We start from the raw sequence: 22,615 nt of genomic DNA on the forward strand, positions 1-22,615 counted from the left end.
GGCCTACATCAACAGATGTTCGCCGGCGTTGTCGCCGCCCAGCGTGACGTAGTTGACCTTGCGGATGTCCATCAGCTTGACGCCACCGGCGTAGCTGATGGAACTCTGCACGTCCTGCTCCATCTCGATGAGCGTGTCGGCCAGCTTGCCCTTGATGGGCTCCAGAATGCGCTTGCCTTCCACGTGCTTGTACTCACCCTTGTTGAAGTCGGATGCCGAGCCGTAATATTCCTTGAACAGCTCGCCGTCCACTTCCACCGTCTTGCCCGGCGACTCTTCGTGTCCGGCAAACAGCGAGCCGATCATCACCATGGACGCGCCAAAGCGGATGCTCTTGGCAATGTCACCGTGGCTGCGAATGCCGCCGTCCGCCACGATCGGTTTGGTGGCCACTCGGGCACACCACTTGAGCGCGCTGAGCTGCCAGCCGCCGGTACCAAAACCGGTCTTGAGCTTGGTGATGCACACCTTGCCGGGGCCCACACCCACCTTGGTGGCGTCGGCGCCCCAGTTTTCCAGATCGATCACGGCTTCCGGCGTGGCCACATTGCCCGCGATGATGAAACTGGTGGGCAGCTTTTGCTTCAGGTAAGCAATCATGTTCTTCACGCTGTCGGCATGGCCATGGGCGATGTCGATGGTGATGTACTCGGGCGCCAGGCCCTTGGCGACCAGCTGGTCCACCGTGTGGTAATCGGGTTGTTTGACACCCAGCGAGATGGATGCATACAGCCCCTTGGAATGCATGTTGGAGGTGAAGATCACATTGTCCAGGTCAAACCGGTGCATCACGTAGAAGTAACCGTTTTGCGCCATCCATTCGCAAATGGATTCGTCGATCACGGTCTTCATGTTGGCTGGCACGACCGGCAGGCGGAATTTGCGTCCACCCAGCTCGACACTGGCATCGCATTCGGATCGGCTTTCCACGCGGCATTTGCGTGGCAGCAGAAGGATGTGGTCGTAGTCAAAAATTTCCATTGTCCAAGCTCCTGTCAAAAGACATTCAAGTTTCAAACGATGGGCGCTTGGAACGGAGCAGGCAAAAAAATACCGGCTCCCAATTGCTTGGGCCCGGTGCTTGATTCTACCCTTTGCTTGTCTGTGGCGTCATAACGGGGGCGTTCTGCTGTTTATTGGGTTTTTCTTAAGTTGGGTGGGTTTGCTTCGCCTCAAGTAACGGGTGGCTCGCCGGGGGGGGGGTATGCCGGGGGCCTCATACGGCGGGTACGCCCAAATCGGCCCCCGGCATACCCACCCCCGGCGAATAGAGGCGGACCGGTTCGGAGACGGAAACAGCCGAATACCAAACTTGGAAATTACTTCTTCTGACAACCACCACGCACCTCGCAGGGCAAGGGGGTATGGGGCGGCCGATTTGGGCGTACCCGCCGTATGAGGCCGCCCCATACCCCCTTGCCCTGCCAGCCAACCACCGTCGCCGTAAACCGCAGTGCCAACCAAAAACACAGCCAACGATGAGACACAAGCAGCCACTTCCTACAATCACCCCATGTCCCTGTTCACACAACACGCCGACCCCAGCCAATCCCCGCTGCTCAACACCCTCAACCCGGAACAACGTGCCGCCGTCACCCTGCCTGCCGAGCACGCCCTGATCCTGGCCGGGGCGGGCTCCGGCAAGACGCGGGTGCTCACCACGCGCATCGCCTGGCTGCTGCAAAACGGCTACGTGTCGCCCGGCGGCATCATGGCCGTGACCTTTACCAACAAGGCCGCCAAGGAAATGATGACGCGTCTGACCAGCATGCTGCCCATCAATGTGCATGGCATGTGGATAGGCACCTTCCACGGCCTGTGCAACCGCTTTCTGCGCTCGCACTTCAAGATGGCCAACCTGCCGCAGACCTTCCAGATCCTGGACACGCAGGACCAGCTCTCGGCCATCAAGCGGCTGTGCAAGCAGTACAACATCGACGACGAGCGCTTTCCGCCCAAGCAGTTGCAGTGGTTCATATCGGGCTGCAAGGAAGACGGTTTGCGTCCGGCCAATGTGGAAGTGCGCGACGAGGACACCCGGCGCAAGGTGGAGATCTACCAGCTCTACGAAGAGCAGTGCCAGCGCGAGGGCGTGGTGGACTTTGGCGAACTCATGCTGCGTTCGTACGAGCTGCTGCGCGACAACGACCCCATCCGCGAGCACTACCAGCGTCGCTTTCGCCACATCCTGATCGATGAGTTCCAGGACACCAACCGCCTGCAATACGCGTGGATCAAGATGCTGGCCGGGCAGGGCGCCGACGGCTCGCCCGATACGCCCGGCGGCGCCGTGCTGGCGGTGGGCGATGACGACCAGAGCATCTATGCCTTTCGCGGTGCGCGCGTGGGCAACATGGCGGACTTTGTGCGTGAGTTCAACGTGCAGCACCAGATCAAGCTGGAGCAGAACTACCGCAGTTACAGCAACATCCTGGACTCAGCCAACGCGCTGATCAGCAACAACGGCAACCGCCTGGGCAAGAACCTGCGCACCGAGCAGGGCCCTGGTGAGCCGGTACGGGTGTACGAGGCGCCCACGGACTTTGCCGAGGCGCAGTGGATGGTCGACGAGATGAAGCAACTCATCCGTGACGACTATGAGCGCAAGGAGATTGCAGTGCTCTACCGCTCCAATGCGCAAAGCCGGGTGATTGAAACTGCGCTGTTCAACAGCGGCATGCCCTACCGCGTGTACGGCGGATTGCGCTTTTTCGAGCGGGCGGAAATCAAGCATGCGCTGGCCTACCTGCGCTTGCTGGAGAACCCCAACGACGACACCAGCTTCATGCGCGTGGTGAACTTTCCGGCCCGTGGCATTGGCGCGCGCAGCATCGAGCAGTTGCAGGACATTGCCAAGGCCACTGGCTGCTCGCTGCACGATGCAGTGAGCACGCTGACCGGGCGCGCCGGTGCGGCGATTGCCGGCTTTGTGGCCAAGATCGATGTGCTGCGTGAGCAGACCAGCGGCATGAACCTGCGCGACATCATCTCCGTCATGCTCGAAGACAGCGGCCTGCTGGCGCATTACCGGGCCGAGCGCGAAGGCGCCGACCGGGTGGAGAACTTGGAGGAACTGGTCAATGCCGCTGAGAGCTTTGTGATGCAGGAAGGCTTTGGCCGCGATGCGCTGGGCCTGACCCGCAAGCCCGGCATGAGCGGCAGCCTGCTCAGCCAAAGCCCGGCCAGCCAGGGGCTGGACGGTGACGAAGCGCTTGCCGCAACAGCACCTGAAGAACCAGAGTTTGGCGATACCGGCGAAACGCTATCCCCACTGGCCGCCTTCCTCACCCACGCTGCGCTGGAGGCGGGGGACAACATGGCCCAAGCCGGACAGGACGCGATCCAGTTGATGACCGTGCATTCGGCCAAAGGGCTGGAGTTCGACTGTGTGTTCATCACCGGCATGGAAGAGGGGCTGTTTCCGCACGAGAACTCCATGAGTGACCGCGATGGGCTGGAAGAGGAACGTCGCCTGATGTACGTGGCCATCACGCGTGCGCGCAAGCGGCTGTACCTCAGCCATTCGCAGACGCGCATGCTGCACGGCCAGACTCGCTACAACCTGAAAAGCCGCTTCTTTGATGAACTGCCCGAGGAAGCACTCAAGTGGCTCACGCCCAAGCACCAAGCGGTCATTCCCGGTTCCTCCGGTGGAGGCAGCAGAGGCTGGCAAGGTGCCTCTGCTTACACGCACCAGGGCTTTGACTCAACCCGCTATCCGGCGGGTGGCAGCGTACGGGTGGAGAGCGAAATCGTGCGCAAGGAAGAGCCGGCCCACGGCTTGAAGGTCAAGCAAAAGGTGTTTCACGCCAAGTTTGGCGAGGGCACGGTGCTGACGTTGGAAGGAAGTGGCGATGATGCCCGCGCACAGATCAACTTTCCGCGCCACGGCACCAAGTGGCTGGCACTCAGCGTGGCCAAGCTGACGCCGGTGCCCTGACTCAGGTACCGGACTTGCCGAGCATGTCGGCCGGGTTCATCTGTCCCGGCTTGTCTTCCATATAGCCCTTGCCGTCCTTCACGCCCTTGAAGCCGGCAATCTGCCAGGCCGTCTGCTGGCCAGCCAGGCGGGCCAGGTATTCCAGTTCTTCATCGGTATGGTTGAAGGCGCCGGCCGCCGTCAACATGTGTCCGCCCTTGGGCGAGACCTCACCCCAGAAGGACTGGTGGTAGCTGGAGCGGCTGATCAACTGGTCATCGCCTGCCTTCACATCCACTTCGCCGTAGCAGTTGCACAGGTAACTGCGGCCGTTCTGCTCGGCGAATATTTCGGTATAGGTGCCAGTACCACGGATTCCGGCCGTAATCGTCGGGGTGACGATCAGGCGCCGATTGCCCTTGCCCCATACGCTCACCACGGCGCCGGTCAGCAGGCGCAGCACACTTACGGCCAGCAAGGAGGCTCCCCGCTCCATGGTCAGCATGCTGTTCTGCCGCACATGGAAGGCGGAATTGCCCAGCATAAAAATCACCGTGGAGCCGGGGCCGGTGGCAATGGTGTCACCGGTCTGTATGGTGTGGGCGGGAGTCAGCCGCTCGCCATTGAGCATGGCATCACCGCGCAGCTCCACGATGTTGCTGCGGGATTGGGCCTGTGCCGCAAGCGGGCCCCCCAGGGCAGTCCACGCCGCAGCCGCCTGCAGAAAGCCGCGCCGTTGAAACCAGAGCAGTTCAGTGTCTGTCCGTCCCGAAAGCTGGTGTTGCGTCATGCGGCTTCTCCGGTGTCGTCCAGAAAACAGTCCTGGAAGGTGAAGTAGATCGAGGTGAAGAACATGGCTGCCATCACCATGGCTGCCGGGAAGATGAAGCCGGACACCAGCTCGGGGCTGCCGGTCAGCCCAGCAATGATGGCCACCACCATGCCCATCGCCAGAAACGCTCCCAGCCACACCAGGCTGTACACCGTGAAGGCCCAGAAATTGCGCACGCAGGCGACCATGCTGAAGAACAGGCTCTTGACCGGCGACACACCATGCCAGTGCACCAGCGCCGGCGCGTGCCAGAACAGCAGGGAGAGCGGCATGTACAGCACCATGGCCAGCATGACGGCGCCCTGGAAATCACCGGCGAGCACGGTGTCCGTGGTCATGCTGCCGCCAAACAGATAGAGGTGGGCAAACTTGCCACCATCCACGGTTGCGGAAATGGCCAGCACCAGCAGAAAACCGGCCGCGTACAACAGGCCCAGCACCAGCATGGCCTTGAGTTGCTGGCGTCCGGCGCTGAAGCCGCTCAGAAGCACCTTGGGCATGGGGAACTTGCTCTGGCTGGCTTCACGGGTGGCGGCCATCAGGCCCAGCGTGGCGCCCGGCAGCAAGGCCAGCGCCAGCACATTGCCCAGCACGGGCACCAGGCTCAACACCGACATGGCCGCCATGAACATGAAGAACAGTCCCAGCAGGGCAATGGGCTTCTTGAAGAAGGTGCGTATGCCCAGCTTGAACCACTGCACGCCCGTCTTGGCCGGAACGATATTGAGCTTCATGCAGCAACCTGCTCCACGGCGAACAGAGAGGCCAGATTCAGAGGCGCGGCAATGCGCTCGCGCAGCACGCGCTCGAATTGCGCCGGGTCATGGGGTTTGAGCATGGCGGCTTCACGTGGCAGATGCAGATCCCACAGGCGTGAGAGCCAGAAGCGCAGGGCGCCGGCACGGGTCAGTGCGGGCAGCAGCTCGCGTTCCTGCGCCGTCAGGGGGCGCACCGTTTCATAGGCCTGTATCAGGGCGCGGCTGCGATCCAGGTCGGCGCGGCCCGTGGCAATGTCCACGCACCAGTCGTTCAGGCACACAGCAATGTCAAACAACCAGGTGTCCACGCCGGCAAAATAGAAATCAAAAATGCCGGTCAGCTGCGGGCTTTGACCTGCCGGCAGGTCCTGGGCAAACATGGCGTTGTCGCGGAACAGGTCGGCATGGATAGGGCCACGCGGCAGTGCGTTGTAGGTCGATTGCGCCGCGACATGGTTCTGGTAGGCCAACTCGCTGCGGATCAGGGTGGACTGTGCCTCGTCCAGAAACGGAAGCACCACAGGCACGGTCTCGTTCCACCAGTCCAGCCCGCGCAGATTGGGCTGTTTCATTTCAAACGACTTGCCGGCCAGATGCATACGTGCCAACACTTCACCCAGTGCGGTGCAATGGGCGGCAGTGGGGTTGAGTTCGCTTTTGCCCTGGAGCAGATTGACCACGGCAGCCGGCTTGCCATTGAGCGCATGCAGCACGTCTCCGTCGCGGTTGGCTGCGGGGTCGGGCACCGGAATGCCATGCACGGCAAGATGCTTCATCAGGCGCAGGTAGAAGGGCAATTGCTCTGCCGTCAGCCGCTCGAATAGTGTCAGCACGTAAGGCGCCTGGTCCGTGGTGACAAAGTAATTGGTGTTCTCAATGCCGCCGGCACAGCCCTCCATGTTCTGAAGTGTGCCCAAGCCAAGAGACTGAAGAAAAGTGCTGGCCTCGTCGAAGGAGACCTCTGTGTATACCGCCATGCGTGAATTGTAGGGCCCGCCCCGAAGACCCCGGACGGCTTGGGCACAGCACAGGCAAAATGCTGCCATGAGCGAATCCAAGAAAACCCTGCTGCTGGTGGACGGTTCCAGCTACCTGTACCGTGCCTTCTTTGCCGGAGGCGGGGATATGAAGATCACCCTGCCCGACGGCAGCGTGCAAAAGACCGGTGCCATCCGCATCATGATCAACATGATGCAGTCGCTGCGCAAGGAAGTGCACGCCGAGTATGTGGCCTGCGTATTCGATGCCAAGGGCCCGACCTTCCGCGACGCCATCTACCCCGAGTACAAGGCGCATCGCGACCCCATGCCTGATGAGCTGCGCAGCCAGATCGCCCCCATCCACGAGGTGGTGCGCCTGCTGGGCTGGACGGTGCTGGATGTGCCGGGCGTGGAGGCCGACGACGTGATTGGCACCCTAGCCGTCACCGCGGCCAACCAGGGCATTGAAGTGGTGGTGAGCAGCGGTGACAAGGACCTGGCCCAACTGGTCAATGAACACATCACCATCATCGACACCATGAACGGCAAACGCCGGGATCTGGCCGGCGTGGAAGCCGAGTTCGGCGTACCCGCGCGCCTGATGCTGGACTACCAGACGCTGATCGGCGATACCGTGGATAACGTGCCCGGCGTGCCCAAGGTGGGCCCCAAGACCGCGGTCAAGTGGCTGCAGGAATATGGCTCGCTGCAGGCCGTGGTGGAAAACGCTGCCCACATCAAGGGCGTGGTGGGCGAGAACCTGCGCAATGCGCTGGGCTGGCTGCCCACCGGGCGCACGCTGCTGACCATCAAGACCGACTGTGAACTGCAGGACGTCATTCCCTCCTTGCCGGCGCTGGATTCGCTGGTGGTCGGGCAGCAGGACTCCACCGCGCTGCTGGCGTTTTGCGACAAGTACGGCTTCAAGGGCCTGGCCAAGTCGCTGGGCGTGGCGGCATCCGCTGATGCGCAGAATGGCTCCGCAGCCGGCAAACCGTCCGGCAGCACTGCGCCGAATGCCAATCCGGGCCTTTTTGATGAGCCTCAGCCTGCGCCTGCCGCGGTTGCGCGCACCCGGGATGGATCGACGATCTACGAGACCATTCTGGCCTGGGACGCCTTCGAGGCCTTGCTGGCCAAAATCAACGCCGCCGAACTCACGGCGCTGGATACCGAAACCAATTCCCTGGATGAAATGCGCGCGGAAATCGTGGGCATCAGCTTCAGCATCAAGTCCGGTGAAGCGGCCTACATTCCGTTGGCGCATAACTATCCCGACGCACCCGCGCAATTGCCGCGTGACGAGGTGCTGGCGCGGCTCAAGCCCTGGCTGGAAAGCCCTGCCGCGCGCAAGCTGGGTCAGCACATCAAGTACGACCGCCACGTGTTTGCTAACCACGGCATCGAGGTGCAGGGCTATGCGCACGACACCATGCTGCAGAGCTATGTGCTCGAAGTGCACAAGCCGCACGGACTCAGTAGCCTGGGTGAACGCTTTTTGGGCCGTAGCGGCATCAGCTTCGAGGAGCTGTGCGGCAAAGGCGTGAACCAGATCACCATGAACCAGGTGGACGTGGCCAGGGCGTCTGAATACGCCTGTGAAGATGCCGAGATGACGCTGGATGTGCATGGCGTGCTGTGGCCACAGCTGCAGGCCGATGCGGGACTCTCCTTCATCTACCAGCTCGAAATCGACAGCAGCGAGGCGCTCTACCGCATCGAACGCAACGGCGTGCTGATTGACGCGCCCACACTGGCCGCGCAAAGCCATGCCCTGGGCCAGCGCATCCTGCAACTGGAAACCGAGGCCTATGCCATCGCCGGCCAGCCCTTCAATCTCAGCAGCCCCAAGCAGCTGGCAGAAATCTTCTTCGACAAGCTGGGCATGCCCGTGGTCAAGAAGACGGCCACCGGTGCACGCAGCACCGATGAAGAGGTGCTGGAAAAACTGGCGGAAGACTTTCCGCTACCGGCTAAGCTGCTCGAGCACCGCGGCCTGGCGAAGCTCAAGGGCACCTACACCGACAAACTGGCCCAATTGGCGCTGCCGCGTACCGGCCGCGTGCACACCCACTACGCGCAGGCGGTGGCCGTGACCGGGCGCCTGTCCAGCAACGACCCCAACCTGCAGAACATTCCCATCCGCACACCCGAAGGCCGCCGCGTGCGCGAGGCCTTTGTGGCCGGTCCGGGCAAGGTCATTGCCAGTGCTGATTACAGCCAGATCGAGCTGCGCATCATGGCCCACATCAGTGGCGATGAAGCCTTGTTGCGCGCCTTCCGGGACGGGCTGGACGTGCACCGCGCCACGGCGGCAGAAGTGTTCTCGGTGCCGGTGGAGCAGGTCAGCAGCGAGCAGCGCCGCTACGCCAAGGTGATCAACTTCGGCCTGATCTATGGCATGAGCGCTTACGGTCTGGCGCGCAACCTGGGCATAGACAACACTGCTGCCAAGAACTACATCACGCGCTATTTCGAGCGCTATCCCGGCGTCAAGGATTACATGGACCGCACCCGCGAAGAGGCCAAGGCCAAGGGCTATGTGCAGACCGTGTTCGGGCGGCGCCTGTACCTGCCCGAGATCGGCTCCCCCAATGGCCAGCGCCGTGCCGGTGCCGAGCGCGCCGCCATCAACGCGCCCATGCAAGGGACTGCCGCCGACCTTATCAAACTCAGCATGGTCAAGGTGCAACAGGTGCTGGATGCAGAGCAGCGCGGCACGCTGATGATCATGCAGGTGCACGATGAACTGGTGTTCGAAGTGCCCGAAGCCGAGGTCGACTGGCTCAAGGTGGAAATCCCGCGCCTGATGGCGGGCGTGGCCGAACTCAAAGTGCCGCTGCTTGCGGAAGTGGGCGTAGGCCCCAATTGGGACAAGGCGCACTGAGCGCGTTTGCTTTGAGAGGTATTTTTTGACTTTCCTATCCATCTTGCTGGGCACGCTGGCTGCCGGTATCGGCAGCGTCTGGCTAGCGGCTTTGCTGAGTTTTGGCGCACTGGCACGCTACACCCAGCACATGTTGAGTCTTGCTGCAGGGGCGCTGATGGCCACCGCTTTCATGCATTTGCTGCCGGAGGCGTTCGAGAGTGGCTTGGAGCCGCATGACCTGTTCCTGATCCTGCTGGTGGGGCTGGTTTTCTTCTTCCTGCTGGACAAGGCCGAGCTGTGGCACCACGGCCATGAGCACCACCACGGCCCGCAGACAGAGGAAGACCATTCCGATCATGCCCACCACGATCATGACCACGCCCACCATGCGCATGCAGGCCCAACCGGTGGGAGCTGGGCTGTGCTGGCCGGTGACAGCGTGCATTGCTTTGGTGACGGCATGCTGATCGCGTCGGCCTTCATCGCCGACTTGCGCCTGGGCGCGATTGCCTCGCTGGCCGTGCTGGCGCACGAGGTGCCCCACCATATGGGAGACTTGATGGTGCTGCGTGGCGGCACTTCCAACAAGCGTGCAGCGCTCATCAAGGTCTCGCTGGCCGGAGCTGTCACCGCCCTGGGGGGCGTCGTGGGGTACTGGCTGGTGGACCAGCTGCACGCTTACCTGCCGTACTTTCTGGTGCTGGCCAGCAGCAGCTTTATCTACGTGGCGCTGGCGGATCTGATTCCGCAACTGCAAAAACATTTGTCCGCCCGCCAGACGGCAGCACAGATTGCCTGGCTGGCCCTGGGCATTGTGCTGGTTGCTGTCTTGAGCAGCGTGGGCGAGCACGCGCACTAGGGGCTTGTCGCCGCGGCGCGCTGCAGGCAGTCAGTTGGCGTGCAGGCGGGAGCCCAGCGACTTGCAAGCCTGTTGCAGGGCCTGCACCAGCCCATCGCGCAGCGGATGCGGTGCAGCAATCTCCGGCAGCAGCAGACGAATCTGGAAAGCGATGCTGGCGCCCAGGGGACGGACTTCCAGCCCGTTGCCGGCGCACTCCAGCGCGGTCAGTGGGTTGACGATGGCCACACCCAGACCCTGGCGCACCATGGCACACACGGCGGCGGCGCTTTCGGTCTCCAGGTAGAGCGCGCGCTGCACGCCATGCTCGGCAAACATGCTATCTATCGCGCGGCGATAGGGATCGTTGGCCGCCAGGCTGATGAACCGCTCGCCTTCAAAGTCCTGCAGTTGCAGCCGCCTTTTTCTGCATAGCGCGTGGGCGCTGGGCAGCACCGCCACTTCATTGGCCTGCAACAAGGTCGAAACGATCACCCCTGCCGGTGCTTCGTCGGACTCACTCAGCCCCAGGTCAAAGCGCTGCTCGGACAGGGCCTGTTCCAGCCAGGGGGACTCCATGGGGTGCACGCTGACCAGCGCCTCGGGGGCCGTTTGCGACAGCACCTGCAAAGCATGGGGAACCAGCGCGTGGGCCAGAGCCGGCAGGCAGGCCAGCCGCAGCCGGGTGCTGCTGAAGCTGCGCAGCTCGCGTGCACGTTGGGCAATCTGATCCAGGCCCACAAAGGAGCGCTCCACTTCCTGCATCAGAGCCAGCGCCCGGGCCGTGGGGCGCAGGCGACCGCGCACCCTGTCAAAAAGGGAAAAACCCAGCAACTGCTCCAGGCGTGCCAGTTCTCGGCTGAGCGTCGGTTGGCTGGAGTTGGTGGCCTCGGCGGCGCGGCTCAGATTGCCGTGCAGCATCACGGTGCGAAACATGCTGAGCTGGCGGTGCGTCAACATTGGAGCACCTGCTTGGGAAGGCGGTGAGGGAGGCGCGGGACGGGTGGGCATGCACAAAATATATCCATTTTGAATGCATAGTTCAAAAAAATGGTATTGCTGTTATAGATGGTTGGCGCCATGATGGTGGCCATGAATCCTTTTGCTCCCTCCCTCCTGGCCGATCTGGCCCACCAGCATGGCACCCCTTTGTGGGTGTATGACGCCAACACCATCCTTGAACGCGTCGCGGCGCTGAAGCAGTTCGACACGATTCGTTTTGCCCAGAAAGCCAATTCCAACACCCATCTGCTGCGTTTGATGCGTGCGCAAGGCGTGGCGGTGGATGCGGTGTCTCTGGGGGAGATCGAACGGGCACTCGCAGCGGGTTTTCAGCCCGGCCTGCACGACGGCCATGCCGAAATCGTATTCACGGCCGATCTGCTGGACCATGCGACGTTGGCGCGTGTGGCCGAGCTGGGCATTCCGGTGAACTGCGGCTCCATCGACATGCTGGGCCAATTGGCAGCGGTCAGCCCCGGCCATCCGGTGTGGTTGCGCATCAACCCCGGCTTCGGCCATGGCCACAGCAACAAGACCAATACCGGCGGCGAACACAGCAAGCATGGCATCTGGCATGGTGAGCTGGTGCGTGCCTGCACGCAGATCCGTTCGCTGGGCCTGCAGCTGCAAGGTCTGCACATGCACATTGGCTCGGGCGTGGATTATGGTCACCTGCAGGAAGTCTGCGGCGCCATGGTGGAATTGGTGAAGACGGTGCAGGCGCAGGGGCTGGACTTGCAGGCCATCTCCGCTGGTGGCGGCCTGTCCATTCCCTACCGGGCCGGCGAGCCTGTGATCGATACCGCGCACTACTTTGACTTGTGGGATGCCGCGCGCAAGACCATCCAGTCGCTGCTGGGCCATGCCGTAGCGCTGGAAATCGAGCCCGGCCGCTACCTGGTAGCCGAGTCCGGCGTGCTGGTGTGTGAAGTGCGCGCCAGCAAGATGCAGGGCAGCCAGAACTTTGTGCTGGTGGATGCCGGTTTCAGCGACCTGATGCGCCCGGCCATGTATGGCAGCCACCACGGCATGGAGATCATCCATGCCGATGGCGGCAAGCCCGGCGGTGCAACCCTGGCCACCGTGGTCGCTGGTCCGCTGTGCGAGTCGGGCGACGTGTTCACCCAGGGTGAGGGTGGCGTGGTGCTGTATCGCGAGCTGGCGCAGGCGCAGGTGGGCGACTTGTTGGTGGTGCATGACACGGGCGCTTATGGCGCGTCCATGTCTTCCAACTACAACACCCGTCCCCTGATTGCCGAGGTGCTGGTCGAAGGCGGCAAGGCCCGGCTGATTCGTCGCCGCCAGACCGTGGCCGAGCTGCTGGCGCTGGAGTCTGTCTAGCCTTTGGCGACCGGGCGCGACCGGTCACTGCACCACTCGCTCCAGCTTCCCGCAAAGAGGGCGGTGCGGCCCAGCCCGGCAATTTCCATGGCCAGGATGTTGGGCACGGCGCTGACACCGCTGCCGCAGTGGTGCACAACCGCAGCCGGGTCGCGCTGACCCAGCAAGGCGGTGAACTCGGCGCGCAGCGTGGCTGCGTCCTTGAACTTGCCATCGGGACCGATGTTGAGGTTGAACGGGCGGTTCAGTGCGCCGGGGATGTGCCCGGCCACCGGGTCGATCGGTTCGGTCTCGCCTTTGAAGCGCGGCGTGCCCCGGGCATCCACAATGTGTTGCCCGGGTTGCCCCAGGTTCTTCACCACGGTATCCGCGTCCACCAATGCCACCAGCGCGTCGTGTATCTGGAATGTGGTGCTTGGGGCAAGGGGCTCGGTTCCGCTGGATACGGCGCCGCCCGCCGCTTGCCAGGCCTGCAGGCCACCGTCCAGCACCGCAACATTGTCATGGCCCAGCCACTTGAGCATCCACCACAGGCGGCCGCAGTAGTTGGCACCCTGGCGGTCGTAGACCACGGCCTGCATGCCGTTGGCAAAGCCCACGCTGCCCAGCCACTGGGCAAAGATTGCGCGCGCGGGCAAGGGATGGCGCCCGCCCGATTGCGCTCCCGTCACGCTACGCTCCCCCTTGGCACTGAGGGCTGAATCTAGGTGGGCGTACACGGCGCCGGGGATATGGGCCTCGCGGTATATGGCCGGGCCGTTTTCGGGATTCATCAGGTCACCGCTGCAGTCGAACACCATGTACGGCTGGCCACTGGACATCAGATGCTGCAGTTCTGCGGCGGAAATCAATGTGTTGAAGGTGGTGGGCATCGCAAACGCTCCTGTTCCAGAGAGTGGGGGGCTAATGGTCTTCGGCCGGAGTATCGGGCAAGGTGCGGGCGCGCAGTGCGGTGGCCGCAACGCCGCTGGCCACGATCACTGCAATACCCAACCAGCCCATGGGCGCTATATGGTCGCCGAACAAGGTCAGGCTGAAGATGGAGGCAAACACGATGCCCGAGTACTGCATGCTGGCCACCACCAGCGTGGAGCCCTGGCTGTAGGCGCGGGTCATGCTCCATTGGCCCAGCGACGCCAGCACGCCAATGGGTATCACCCAGGCAGCGTCTTGCCAGCGCACTTCGGACCATGGTGTGGTCGGTGTGAGCAGCATGCCGACAGCACCGACCAGGGTTGTGCCGACGGAAAAGTAGAACACGGTGCGCTCTTCGGTCTCGCCCGCTTTGCCCAGGGCTGTTACTTGCATGTACGCCAGCGCAGAGCCAATACCGGAAAGCAGACCCACAACGCCGGCAAATAGCTGGTCGTGGTCTATGGTGGGTCGCAGCGTCAGCACAACGCCACCGAAGCCCGCCAGCACGGTGACCAGCAAGGGGCCTTGCTTTTCAGCCTTGCCGTACAGCAGTGAGCCGCCCACGATGAACGCAGCAATCCATACACCGCTCATGTAATTCAGCGTCATGGCGGTAGCCAGGGGAAGGTGGGCAATGCCATAAAACCATGAGCCCATGGAGATGACGCCTACCGTGCTGCGCGTCACATGCATCATGGGTACCGCGGTGCGCAGACTGGCGCCGCGCGCGCGCACCACCACGGCCATGAAGACCATGCTGACCAATCCCCGGTAGAAGATGACCTCGGGCGTTCCGAAGCTGTGCGATGCGAACTTGATTCCCACCGCCATTGAGGCGAAGAAGAACGACGCCGCGATCATCCATAGGGCCTGCACTAGGCGATAGTTCCCATGGTGTTGCGGTACCAGGCGTGGAAATGCTGCATGCCGTCTTCCATGGGGCTTTGGTAGGGGCCGACTTCATTGTCGCCACGCGCCAGAAGGGCTGCGCGCCCGGCATCCATGCGTTCGCCGATCTCGTCGTCCTCGATGCAGGTTTCCATGTAGGCGGCCTGCTGGGCTTCGACGAACTCGCGTTCGAATGCGGCAATTTCCTCGGGGTAGTAGAACTCCACCATGTTCATGGTCTTGTTCACGCCCATGGGGTGCAACGTGGAGACGGTGAGTACATGCGGGTACCACTCCACCATGATGTGCGGGTAGTAGGTGAGCCAGATGGCGCCGTATTCCGGTGGCACGTTGTTGCGGTAGTTCAGCAAGGCCTTGTGCCAGCGCTCGTACACTGGGCTGCCGGATTTGCGCAGGGCATCGGCCACGCCCACGGTCTGCACCGAGTAGTTGTCCTTGAATTCCCAGCGCAGGTCGTCACAGGTGACAAACTTGCCCAGACCGGGATGGAACGGTCCCACGTGGTAGTCCTCCAGATAGACCTCAATGAAGGTCTTCCAGTTGTAGTTGCACTCGTGCATCTCTACGCGGTCCAGCACGTAGCCGTCAAAGCTGAGCTCGGCACGCGGGCCCATGTTGGTCAGTTGCGCGTTGACATCGACGCCGTTCTGTTCGAACAGCAGGCCGTTCCACTCCTGCAGCTTGTAGTTGTTGAGGTTCAGGCAGGGGTCGTGGGTGAAGTGGGGCGCACCCAGCAGTGTGCCTGCCGGTGACATACCGTTGCCACTGTGCGCGCCGCTGTAGGTCCAGCGGTGCAGGGGGCAGACGATGTTGCCGTTGGCCGCACCCTTGGCGTCGTGGGTGAGTGAGCCGCGACCCTTGAGCATCACTGCCTGGCGGTGACGGCACACGTTGGAAATCAGTTCGATTCCCGAAGCGTTGCGCACCAGCGCCCGGCCTTCGCCTTCCTGCGGCAGGGCGTAGTAATCCCCCTGGTTGGGCACGCTGAGCGCATGGCCCACGTAGCGCGGGCCATTCTGGAAGATGGTTTGCATCTCCCGGGCATAGAGCTCGGAATCGAAATAGCTCGAAACAGGCAGCTGAGTCAGATATTTTTCCGGTTTTGCCGGAACCCGCATGGATACTACGTTTGCGGGATGTTTCACGCCTTGGGGCGCGTCGCCTTTGTACAGGTTTTGCACAATTCTCGGTCTTTCTTTACGCAAAAAAACCCCAGAGTGTTGGGGTTTCAAAGTTAAAGGCAGCTACCTCGAGAGCTGCCGGGCCCGCGATTTTACCCTGCCGTGCGGGATTTGGCCGGAAAAATTGTGCACTCAGAGTAAAGGTGCGGGCATGGTCTGGCTCATGCCTGACACAATCTCGCCCATGGCGATGGCCTGAGCCGACTGCAAAACCCGGGTCATGGGGTGTTTGCTCCGACGCAGCCCGAATTCGCGGGCATCCACGCTGAAGCTGGTGAAACCCGGCGTGACTTCCCATTCGGAAGTAGTCAGTCCGAACAGCTGGTGTGCCATCTCGGTCATGGCGATGGAAAAGGACGCCGACAGAGGGGACTCCAGCGCAATACCGGCCTGATCCAGACTGCGCAGCGCGACCTTCCAGCCAGTGTTGTACAAAAGTCCGGCAATGTAGCCTTCAATGCTTTGCAGCCCGGCCGAGGGTGACAGTGCCGCCGCGTGCTGCGCCACCAACTCGGAGTGTTCCCACAGCCGCTCCTCCATGTCTGCCAGCTTGGGGTTGGAAGTCGTTTGCAGAATGGGTTTGAGCACCACGCGTGCGATGGCAGTCTGCAGACCCGTTGAACCAATGAGCGTGATGGCCTGCATCAGGGTGGCAACTTCTTCCTGGGAGCGGTAATACGGGCTGTTGGCCAGGCGCATAACCTCTGCAGTGAGCTTGGCGTCCTTGGACACCCTTTCGGCAACCGCTCTCTTTGGCAACGCGCTTTCCCGCATCAGAGCGATCAGCTGGGGTACCAGGGCGTTGGCCCGCGGTAGAAGATTCTGGGGGATGGTGGGCAACGCCAGCGTCTTCTTGACGGCCTCCAATGCGCGAAGCTCCTGAAAGGACGATTCGATCTCCTGCAAAGGTTCGACATCCAGCAGCCAGGGGAGGAAGTCCGGCACATCCTCTGGCAAGGAAGGTATCTCGTTTCGAGGTTCCATGGGCTGGGCAGCAGCAGCGGGGGCAATTTCCTGCTTTTTCTTGACCGGGCGAATCCAGGAAAACCAGTTCATGGAAAGACGAAGAGAGTGGTGCTTGCCGGGTGGGACATGGTGAAGAGCAGTGTAGCAATAGGTTACTGACCAGCTCCACAGCCATTGAAATTCGTCAGGGGCGTCCTGTTTGGAAGGCTAGCGCCTAAAATCGATACTCGCGGATTTGCCGTGACTCCAAATATTCAAGACCATGCCCAAGGCCAGTGCACCACAAACAACCGCATCCGCGTCACCCGCGCCGCCAGAAACCCTGCCACTGCCTGAAAGCTATGAAGATGCCATGCAAGAGCTTGAAGTGCTGGTACGTCGCCTGGAGTCGGGTGAAATGCCCCTGGACCAGTTGCTCAGCGGGTATCAGCGCGGTGCGGCACTGCTGCAGTTTTGCCGAGACAAGCTTGCCGCGGTAGAAGACCAGATCAAGGTGCTGGACGACGGCTCGCTCAAGGCATGGAAGGCTCAGTCATGACGGTTGCGACCATGGCCGTATCCCAAGCCCCGGTGTTTGCCCTGGAACCCTGGATGCGTTCGCGCCTGGAACAGGTGGAACGCGCGCTGGACCGTTGGATCAATGCGGATGAGCCCAAAGGGGTGGGACATGCAGCGCCTGCTGCTTTGGTGGAAGCCATGCGCTACGCCGTTCTGGATGGTGGCAAACGCCTGCGTCCGCTCCTGGTGATGGCGGCGCATGAAGCCGTTGCGGCAGATTCAACCCAGGGTGCCGAAGCCGCGTTGCGTGCAGCCTGCGCCGTAGAGCTGATCCATGCCTACTCTTTGGTGCATGACGACATGCCGTGCATGGACAACGACGTGCTGCGCCGTGGCAAGCCCACGGTGCATGTGCAATTTGGTGAGGCCAGTGCCCTGCTGGCAGGAGACGCCTTGCAGGCGCTGGCGTTTGAGCTGTTGACACCGTCTGAAGGTGGTGTGGACTGCGTGACCCAGGCGCGCTTGTGCGCTCTGCTGGCGCGTGCCGCCGGCAGTGGCGGCATGGCTGGCGGTCAGGCGATTGATTTGGCAAGTGTCGGGCACCATCTGAATGAAACCGAGCTGCGTGAAATGCACCAGCTCAAGACAGGCGCCCTGCTGCAGGGAAGTGTGGTGATGGGCGCATACTGTGGCGCACCCTCGCCGGTCGCATTGGCGGCGCTGCAGGACTATGGCGCAGCCGTCGGACTGGCGTTTCAGGTGGTGGACGATATTCTGGATGTCACAGCCGATTCCGCCACCTTGGGCAAGACGGCGGGCAAAGATGCAGACAATGACAAGCCTACCTATGTGTCCCTGATGGGGCTGGAGCGCAGCAAGACCTATGCGCAGGAACTGCTGGTGCAGGCCTTGCATGCCTTGCAACAGAGTGGCCTGACCAATACCCGGGCGCTCGCTGCGCTTGCCGATATGGTGGTGAATCGCGCACACTAGAGCGTAGAACGCGCAGTAGAAAAGAAGAAATCACATGCCGAACCCATCCTATCCCCTGCTTGAGACCATCAACGATCCGGCTGAACTGCGCAAGTTGCCACGGGCAGAGCTGCACACACTGGCTGAAGAGTTGCGGGAGTTCTTGCTCAACAGTGTGGCTACCACGGGCGGACACCTGAGTTCCAACCTGGGCACGGTGGAGTTGACGGTTGCCTTGCACTATGTGTTCAACACACCGCACGACCGTGTGGTGTGGGATGTGGGGCATCAGACCTATCCGCACAAGATTCTCACTGGGCGGCGTGATCGCATGCCCACGCTGCGCCAGTTGGGAGGCTTAAGTGGCTTCCCGCAGCGCTCCGAGAGCGAGTTCGATACCTTCGGAACGGCGCATTCCAGCACATCCATATCGGCGGCACTGGGTATGGCGCTGGCTGCAAAGATCAAGGGCGAGGACCGGCGCGCCATTGCCATCATTGGCGACGGTGCCATGACCGCAGGCATGGCCTTTGAAGCATTGAACAACGGTGGCGTTGCGGACTGCAATTTGCTGGTCATCCTCAACGACAACGACATGAGCATCAGCCCGCCGGTCGGGGCCTTGAACCGCTATCTGGCGCAATTGCTTAGCGGCCAGTTCTATGCGGCAGCCAAGAGTGTGGGCAAGACTGTGCTCAAGGGCGCGCCTCCCCTGTTCGAATTGGCCAAGCGCTTTGAAGAGCATGCCAAGGGCATGGTGGTGCCAGCCACCCTGTTCGAGAAATTCGGCTTTAACTACATAGGCCCCATAGACGGGCATGACTTGGATTCGCTGATTCCCACGCTGGAAAACATCAAGCACCTCAAGGGCCCGCAGTTCCTCCACGTGGTGACCAAGAAGGGCCAGGGCTACAAGCTGGCCGAGGCCGATCCCGTGGCCTACCACGGTCCTGGAAAGTTCGATCCTGCAGTGGGCCTGGTCAAGGCCACAGTACCTGCGCCCATGACCTTTACCCAGGTTTTCGGCCAGTGGTTATGTGATGTGGCCGCGGCCGATGATCGACTGGTGGGCATCACGCCCGCCATGCGCGAGGGCTCCGGCATGGTGGAATTTGAGAAGCGCTTTCCCAAACGCTACTTCGATGTGGGCATTGCGGAACAACACGCTGTGACCTTTGCCGCAGGTCTGGCTACGGAAGGGCTCAAGCCCGTGGTGGCGATCTACTCCACCTTTTTGCAACGCGCATACGACCAACTGATTCACGACGTGGCAATCCAGAACCTGCCCGTGGTGTTTGCGCTCGACCGTGCGGGATTGGTCGGAGCGGATGGCGCCACCCACGCCGGCGCCTATGACATCGCTTTCATGCGCTGCATCCCCAACATGAGCATTGCCTGTCCGGCCGACGAGAACGAGTGCCGCCAGCTGCTCAATACGGCTTATGCACAGAACCACCCCGTGGCGGTGCGCTATCCGCGCGGATCTGGTGCCGGTGTGGCTGTGCAGCCTTCGCTTGAGGGGCTTGCGCTGGGCATGGGGGTTGTGCGCAAGCAGGGCCAGAAGATTGCCATCCTGGCCTTTGGTACATTGTTGTACCCGGCACTCAAGGTGGCCGAAGCTCTGGGCATCACGGTGGTGAACATGCGTTGGGTCAAGCCCTTGGATGTGGAGTTGCTGGTTTCCGTGGCCCAGTCTCACCAGGCGCTGGTGACCGTCGAAGAAGGCGCGCTGATGGGCGGTGCCGGTAGCGCGGTGCTGGAGGCCTTGCAGGCGGCAAATCTCGTGCTGCCGGTGCTGCAGCTGGGACTGGAAGACCGCTTCATCGAACACGGGGATCCAGCCAAGCTACTGGCCTTGCAAGGGCTGGACGCTGCAGGAATCGAGGCATCCATTCGTGCCCGCTTTGGCCATTTGCTGCCGGTTGCTGCGCTGGCAGCCTGAACCTAACTGGTAGGTGCACCCTGCGTAGGCGTCACCTATGGAGCATGCTGACGCTTCAGTGCGTTGGCAAGAACAGGGAAACCGTTTTGATCCCAAGTACCGTGAGCATGAGAGAGCCCAGCAAGTGCACGCACACGGTGCCGATTGCCAGCACGAAACGTTGCTGCATCAACATGAGAACCACTTCCGCAGAGAAGCTGGAGAAGGTGGTCAGCCCGCCCAGAAAGCCGGTGATCAGCAGCAGACGCCATACTGGATCCAGTTGGGGTAGTGCCTGAAAAATAGCCACACACACGCCCACCAGATAGCCACCAATCAAATTGGCCGCCAATGTGCCCAGCGGGATGACGGTGCCGGGAATGGTCATGGATGTCGGCAGGAACAGCAGGCTCAATTGCCAACGGGCCAGCGCGCCCAGGCTGGCGCCCACGCATATGGCAAGTATGGAAGGCATCATGGCGTCTTGCTTTCTGCACCGTTGGAGTCATAGGGCTGCTGGTTGACGGTGAGGCCTCCGGCAGACAGCTTCTCGGCACTGGCGGGTTTAATGCCTTTGACGCGTTTCATCAGGTCGGCCCAGTCTTTGAACGGACCCGCCTCGCGCGCTTTCAGAATGCGGGCGGTGCTGCTGGGGCCCAGGCCTTTCACGCTGTCGAGTTCAGCCTCATTGGCGCTGTTGATCTCTACCGCCATGGCCGATACGCACAGCGCACAGCACCAGCAGGCCATCAAGTACTTCAACATGGGTCTCAGCTCCGGGACAGCCATTCCACGTATTTGGCCACGCCGGTCTGCACATTCACAAACTGGTGGTCGCAGCCGGTGGCGCGCAGTGCGCTCAGGTCAGCCTGGGTGTAGCACTGGTATTTGCCGCGCAGCGCATCGGGAAAGGCGATGTATTCCAGCAACCCCTGCTGCACCATGGCCTCCAGCGACAACGCACTTTCACCACGGCTGGCGCGCAGGGTGTTGACCACGGAGCTGGCCACGTCGTTGAAAGGTTGTGCGCGGCCAGAGCCCAGATTGAAGATGCCACATTGCTCGGGATGGTCAAAGAACCAGAGGTTGACCGCCACCACGTCATCGATGAAGACGAAGTCGCGCATCTGGCCACCAGGCGCATAGCCGCCGTATTCCCCAAACAGCTTGACCCGTCCCTCGGCCTTGAACTGGTTGAACTGGTGAAAGGCCACACTGGCCATGCGTGCCTTGTGCTGCTCCCGCGGACCGTAGACGTTGAAGTAGCGAAAACCCACCACCTGGTGCGTGCGGCCCGCCTTGGTGCGCTCAAAATGCACACCGCATTCGCGGCGCATGCGCTGGTCAAACAGCAACTTGGAGTAGCCATACACGTTCAGCGGCGCTTCAAAGGCGGGGTCTTCGCGGAAGGTGTCGGAGCCGCCGTAGGTGGCGGCGGACGAGGCATACAGCAGCCGGGCGCCGCGCTTCTGGCAGGCCTGGAACAGGTTCCATGACAGGGTGTAGTTGTTACCCATCATGTACTTGCCATCCTGCTCCATGGTGTCACTACAGGCCCCTTCGTGGAAGACGGCTTCCACCTGGCCGAAATGTCCACCGGCGTAGGCGCTGTAGAAGTCATCGGTGTCCACATAGTCGGAGATTTTCAGGTCGGCAATGTTGCGGAACTTGTCGCCCTGGGTGAGGTCGTCCACGGCAATGACGTCGTCGATGCCGCGTGCATTCAGACCTTTGATGATGTTGCTGCCAATGAACCCGGCAGCTCCGGTTACAACGATGCGGGTCATGCAAATAGTTCCTCGTAAGACACGGTAGCCGTTCCAAATTTGCCCACCACGATACCACCGGCACGGTTGGCCAGGGGCATGGCTTCGCGCAGGCTCATGCCAGCGCCCACCAGCACGGCCATGGTGGCGATGACGGTGTCACCGGCACCTGTGACGTCGAACACTTCGCGGGCCTGTGCGCTCACGTGGAGTTCGCCGTTGGCATCAAACAGGGTCATGCCTTCTTCGCTGCGCGTGAGCAAGACGGCATCCAGATGCAGTTGTGTGCGCAGATTATGTGCCTTGGTGCGTAGATCGGCTTCGTCAGTCCAATGCCCGATGACCTGCTGCAGCTCGGCACGGTTGGGCGTGATGACCGTGGCGTTCTGGTAGCGCGCATAGTCGCTGCCCTTGGGATCTACCAGTATCGGCTTGCCCAAGGCGCGGGCGCGCGAAATCATGTCCACCACATGGGCCAGACCACCCTTGCCGTAGTCGGAGAACAGGACGGCGTTGTGCGCAGGCAATATGTTTTCAAAGGTCGCGGTTTGCCCGGCCAGGATTTCATTCTTGGGCGTGTTCTCGAAGTCCAGGCGGATGAGCTGCTGCTGCCTGCCGATGACGCGGAGCTTGACGGTGGTCTTGAGGTCGGCATCGCGGCCGAAATAGGTTTCGATGCCGGTGTTGGCGACCAGGTCTTCCAGGTGGTGACTGGCGTCATCGTCACCGACCACAGTCAACAGGCTGGCATGCGCGCCCAGACTCACGGCGTTGTAGGCCACGTTGGCGGCACCGCCGGCGCGCTCCTCTTCGCGGGTGACGCGCACCACGGGCACCGGTGCCTCAGGGCTGATGCGGTCCACCGCACCGTACCAATAGCGGTCCAGCATCACGTCGCCCACCACGAGTACGCGGGCCTTGGCAATTTGTTCTTTTGTAATGGTCATC

The 22,615-nt window shown here is 61.8% G+C and carries 20 protein-coding genes; 7 read left to right on the forward strand and 13 right to left on the reverse strand.

Annotated features, from left to right (window positions below; translation table 11 throughout):
• Positions 1-3: 3 nt before the first annotated feature.
• A complete protein-coding gene (locus AAGF34_RS17160) occupies positions 4-981 on the reverse strand; it encodes a GMP reductase (RefSeq protein WP_342616926.1) in 978 nt (325 codons plus the stop codon).
• Positions 982-1,513: 532 nt separating this feature from the next.
• On the opposite strand from AAGF34_RS17160, the gene AAGF34_RS17165 reads away from it, so the two are divergent.
• Entirely contained in the window at positions 1,514-3,940 is a 2,427-nt protein-coding gene (locus tag AAGF34_RS17165) for a UvrD-helicase domain-containing protein (protein WP_342616927.1), read from the forward strand.
• A 1-nt stretch (position 3,941) separates the two neighbouring features.
• On the opposite strand, the gene AAGF34_RS17170 is transcribed toward AAGF34_RS17165, so the two are convergent.
• Genes AAGF34_RS17170 through AAGF34_RS17180 form a run of 3 tightly spaced genes read right to left on the reverse strand, consistent with a single transcriptional unit; the run spans position 3,942 to position 6,486 of the window.
• Entirely contained in the window at positions 3,942-4,709 is a 768-nt protein-coding gene (locus AAGF34_RS17170) for an iron dicitrate transport regulator FecR (protein WP_342616928.1), read from the reverse strand.
• Positions 4,706-5,485: a BPSS1780 family membrane protein gene (locus tag AAGF34_RS17175; RefSeq protein ID WP_342616929.1), complete on the reverse strand. Its 780-nt coding sequence runs from the start codon at positions 5,483-5,485 to the stop codon at positions 4,706-4,708. The genes AAGF34_RS17170 and AAGF34_RS17175 overlap by 4 nt, the downstream gene beginning before the upstream one ends.
• Positions 5,482-6,486, reverse strand: coding sequence for a homoserine kinase (locus AAGF34_RS17180; RefSeq protein ID WP_342616930.1), 1,005 nt, complete (start codon positions 6,484-6,486; stop codon positions 5,482-5,484). The genes AAGF34_RS17175 and AAGF34_RS17180 overlap by 4 nt, the downstream gene beginning before the upstream one ends.
• A 67-nt stretch (positions 6,487-6,553) precedes the next feature.
• Between AAGF34_RS17180 and polA the strand changes: the two genes are divergently transcribed.
• Together polA and AAGF34_RS17190 are read left to right on the forward strand one after the other, a co-directional pair.
• A complete protein-coding gene (polA, locus tag AAGF34_RS17185) occupies positions 6,554-9,376 on the forward strand; it encodes a DNA polymerase I (protein WP_342616931.1) in 2,823 nt (940 codons plus the stop codon).
• A 25-nt stretch (positions 9,377-9,401) separates the two neighbouring features.
• Positions 9,402-10,217: a ZIP family metal transporter gene (locus AAGF34_RS17190; protein WP_342616932.1), complete on the forward strand. Its 816-nt coding sequence runs from the start codon at positions 9,402-9,404 to the stop codon at positions 10,215-10,217.
• Between the two features lie 30 nt (positions 10,218-10,247).
• Here the strand turns inward: AAGF34_RS17190 and AAGF34_RS17195 are convergent, their stop codons facing one another.
• Positions 10,248-11,156 carry a LysR family transcriptional regulator gene (locus AAGF34_RS17195; protein WP_342616933.1) on the reverse strand — a complete coding sequence of 303 codons (909 nt, stop codon included), beginning with the start codon at positions 11,154-11,156 and terminating at the stop codon, positions 10,248-10,250.
• 132 nt (positions 11,157-11,288) lie between these two features.
• On the opposite strand from AAGF34_RS17195, the gene lysA reads away from it, so the two are divergent.
• Entirely contained in the window at positions 11,289-12,539 is a 1,251-nt protein-coding gene (lysA, locus tag AAGF34_RS17200) for a diaminopimelate decarboxylase (protein ID WP_342616934.1), read from the forward strand.
• On the opposite strand, the gene AAGF34_RS17205 is transcribed toward lysA, so the two are convergent.
• The 4 genes from AAGF34_RS17205 to AAGF34_RS17220 form a co-directional block, all read right to left on the reverse strand.
• On the reverse strand, positions 12,536-13,411 hold the full coding sequence (locus AAGF34_RS17205) for a sulfurtransferase (protein WP_342616935.1): 876 nt from the start codon (positions 13,409-13,411) through the stop codon (positions 12,536-12,538). The genes lysA and AAGF34_RS17205 overlap by 4 nt on opposite strands.
• A gap of 31 nt (positions 13,412-13,442) precedes the next feature.
• Positions 13,443-14,330, reverse strand: coding sequence for a DMT family transporter (locus tag AAGF34_RS17210; protein ID WP_342616936.1), 888 nt, complete (start codon positions 14,328-14,330; stop codon positions 13,443-13,445).
• Positions 14,330-15,481: an aromatic ring-hydroxylating dioxygenase subunit alpha gene (locus AAGF34_RS17215; protein ID WP_342621122.1), complete on the reverse strand. Its 1,152-nt coding sequence runs from the start codon at positions 15,479-15,481 to the stop codon at positions 14,330-14,332. Before AAGF34_RS17215 ends, AAGF34_RS17210 begins: the two co-directional genes overlap by 1 nt.
• A 195-nt stretch (positions 15,482-15,676) precedes the next feature.
• Entirely contained in the window at positions 15,677-16,600 is a 924-nt protein-coding gene (locus AAGF34_RS17220; RefSeq protein ID WP_342616937.1) for an HDOD domain-containing protein, read from the reverse strand.
• A gap of 172 nt (positions 16,601-16,772) precedes the next feature.
• On the opposite strand from AAGF34_RS17220, the gene AAGF34_RS17225 reads away from it, so the two are divergent.
• From AAGF34_RS17225 to dxs, 3 genes are read left to right on the forward strand one after another with little or no spacing between them, the layout of a single operon-like run.
• Entirely contained in the window at positions 16,773-17,048 is a 276-nt protein-coding gene (locus tag AAGF34_RS17225; RefSeq protein WP_342616938.1) for an exodeoxyribonuclease VII small subunit, read from the forward strand.
• Positions 17,049-17,059: 11 nt separating this feature from the next.
• Entirely contained in the window at positions 17,060-18,001 is a 942-nt protein-coding gene (locus tag AAGF34_RS17230) for a polyprenyl synthetase family protein (RefSeq protein WP_342621123.1), read from the forward strand.
• 34 nt (positions 18,002-18,035) lie between these two features.
• The gene (dxs, locus tag AAGF34_RS17235; RefSeq protein WP_342616939.1) at positions 18,036-19,922 is read left to right on the forward strand and encodes a 1-deoxy-D-xylulose-5-phosphate synthase; all 1,887 of its coding nucleotides are present in this window, start codon (positions 18,036-18,038) and stop codon (positions 19,920-19,922) included.
• 55 nt (positions 19,923-19,977) lie between these two features.
• Here the strand turns inward: dxs and crcB are convergent, their stop codons facing one another.
• The 4 genes from crcB to rfaE1 are packed head-to-tail and all read right to left on the reverse strand — an operon-like array spanning position 19,978 to position 22,614.
• Positions 19,978-20,376 carry a fluoride efflux transporter CrcB gene (gene crcB, locus AAGF34_RS17240; RefSeq protein ID WP_342621124.1) on the reverse strand — a complete coding sequence of 133 codons (399 nt, stop codon included), beginning with the start codon at positions 20,374-20,376 and terminating at the stop codon, positions 19,978-19,980.
• Positions 20,376-20,666 (reverse strand): helix-hairpin-helix domain-containing protein, encoded by a 291-nt coding sequence (locus tag AAGF34_RS17245; protein WP_342616940.1) that lies wholly within the window; start codon positions 20,664-20,666, stop codon positions 20,376-20,378. Before AAGF34_RS17245 ends, crcB begins: the two co-directional genes overlap by 1 nt.
• Before the next feature lie 5 nt (positions 20,667-20,671).
• On the reverse strand, positions 20,672-21,688 hold the full coding sequence (gene rfaD, locus AAGF34_RS17250; RefSeq protein WP_342616941.1) for an ADP-glyceromanno-heptose 6-epimerase: 1,017 nt from the start codon (positions 21,686-21,688) through the stop codon (positions 20,672-20,674).
• Positions 21,685-22,614: a D-glycero-beta-D-manno-heptose-7-phosphate kinase gene (gene rfaE1, locus AAGF34_RS17255; RefSeq protein WP_342616942.1), complete on the reverse strand. Its 930-nt coding sequence runs from the start codon at positions 22,612-22,614 to the stop codon at positions 21,685-21,687. The genes rfaD and rfaE1 overlap by 4 nt, the downstream gene beginning before the upstream one ends.
• Between the last annotated feature and the right edge of the window lies 1 nt (position 22,615).

Origin of the sequence: Rhodoferax sp. GW822-FHT02A01 (genome assembly GCF_038784515.1) — a bacterium.
Taxonomy (GTDB): Bacteria; Pseudomonadota; Gammaproteobacteria; order Burkholderiales; family Burkholderiaceae_C; genus Allorhodoferax.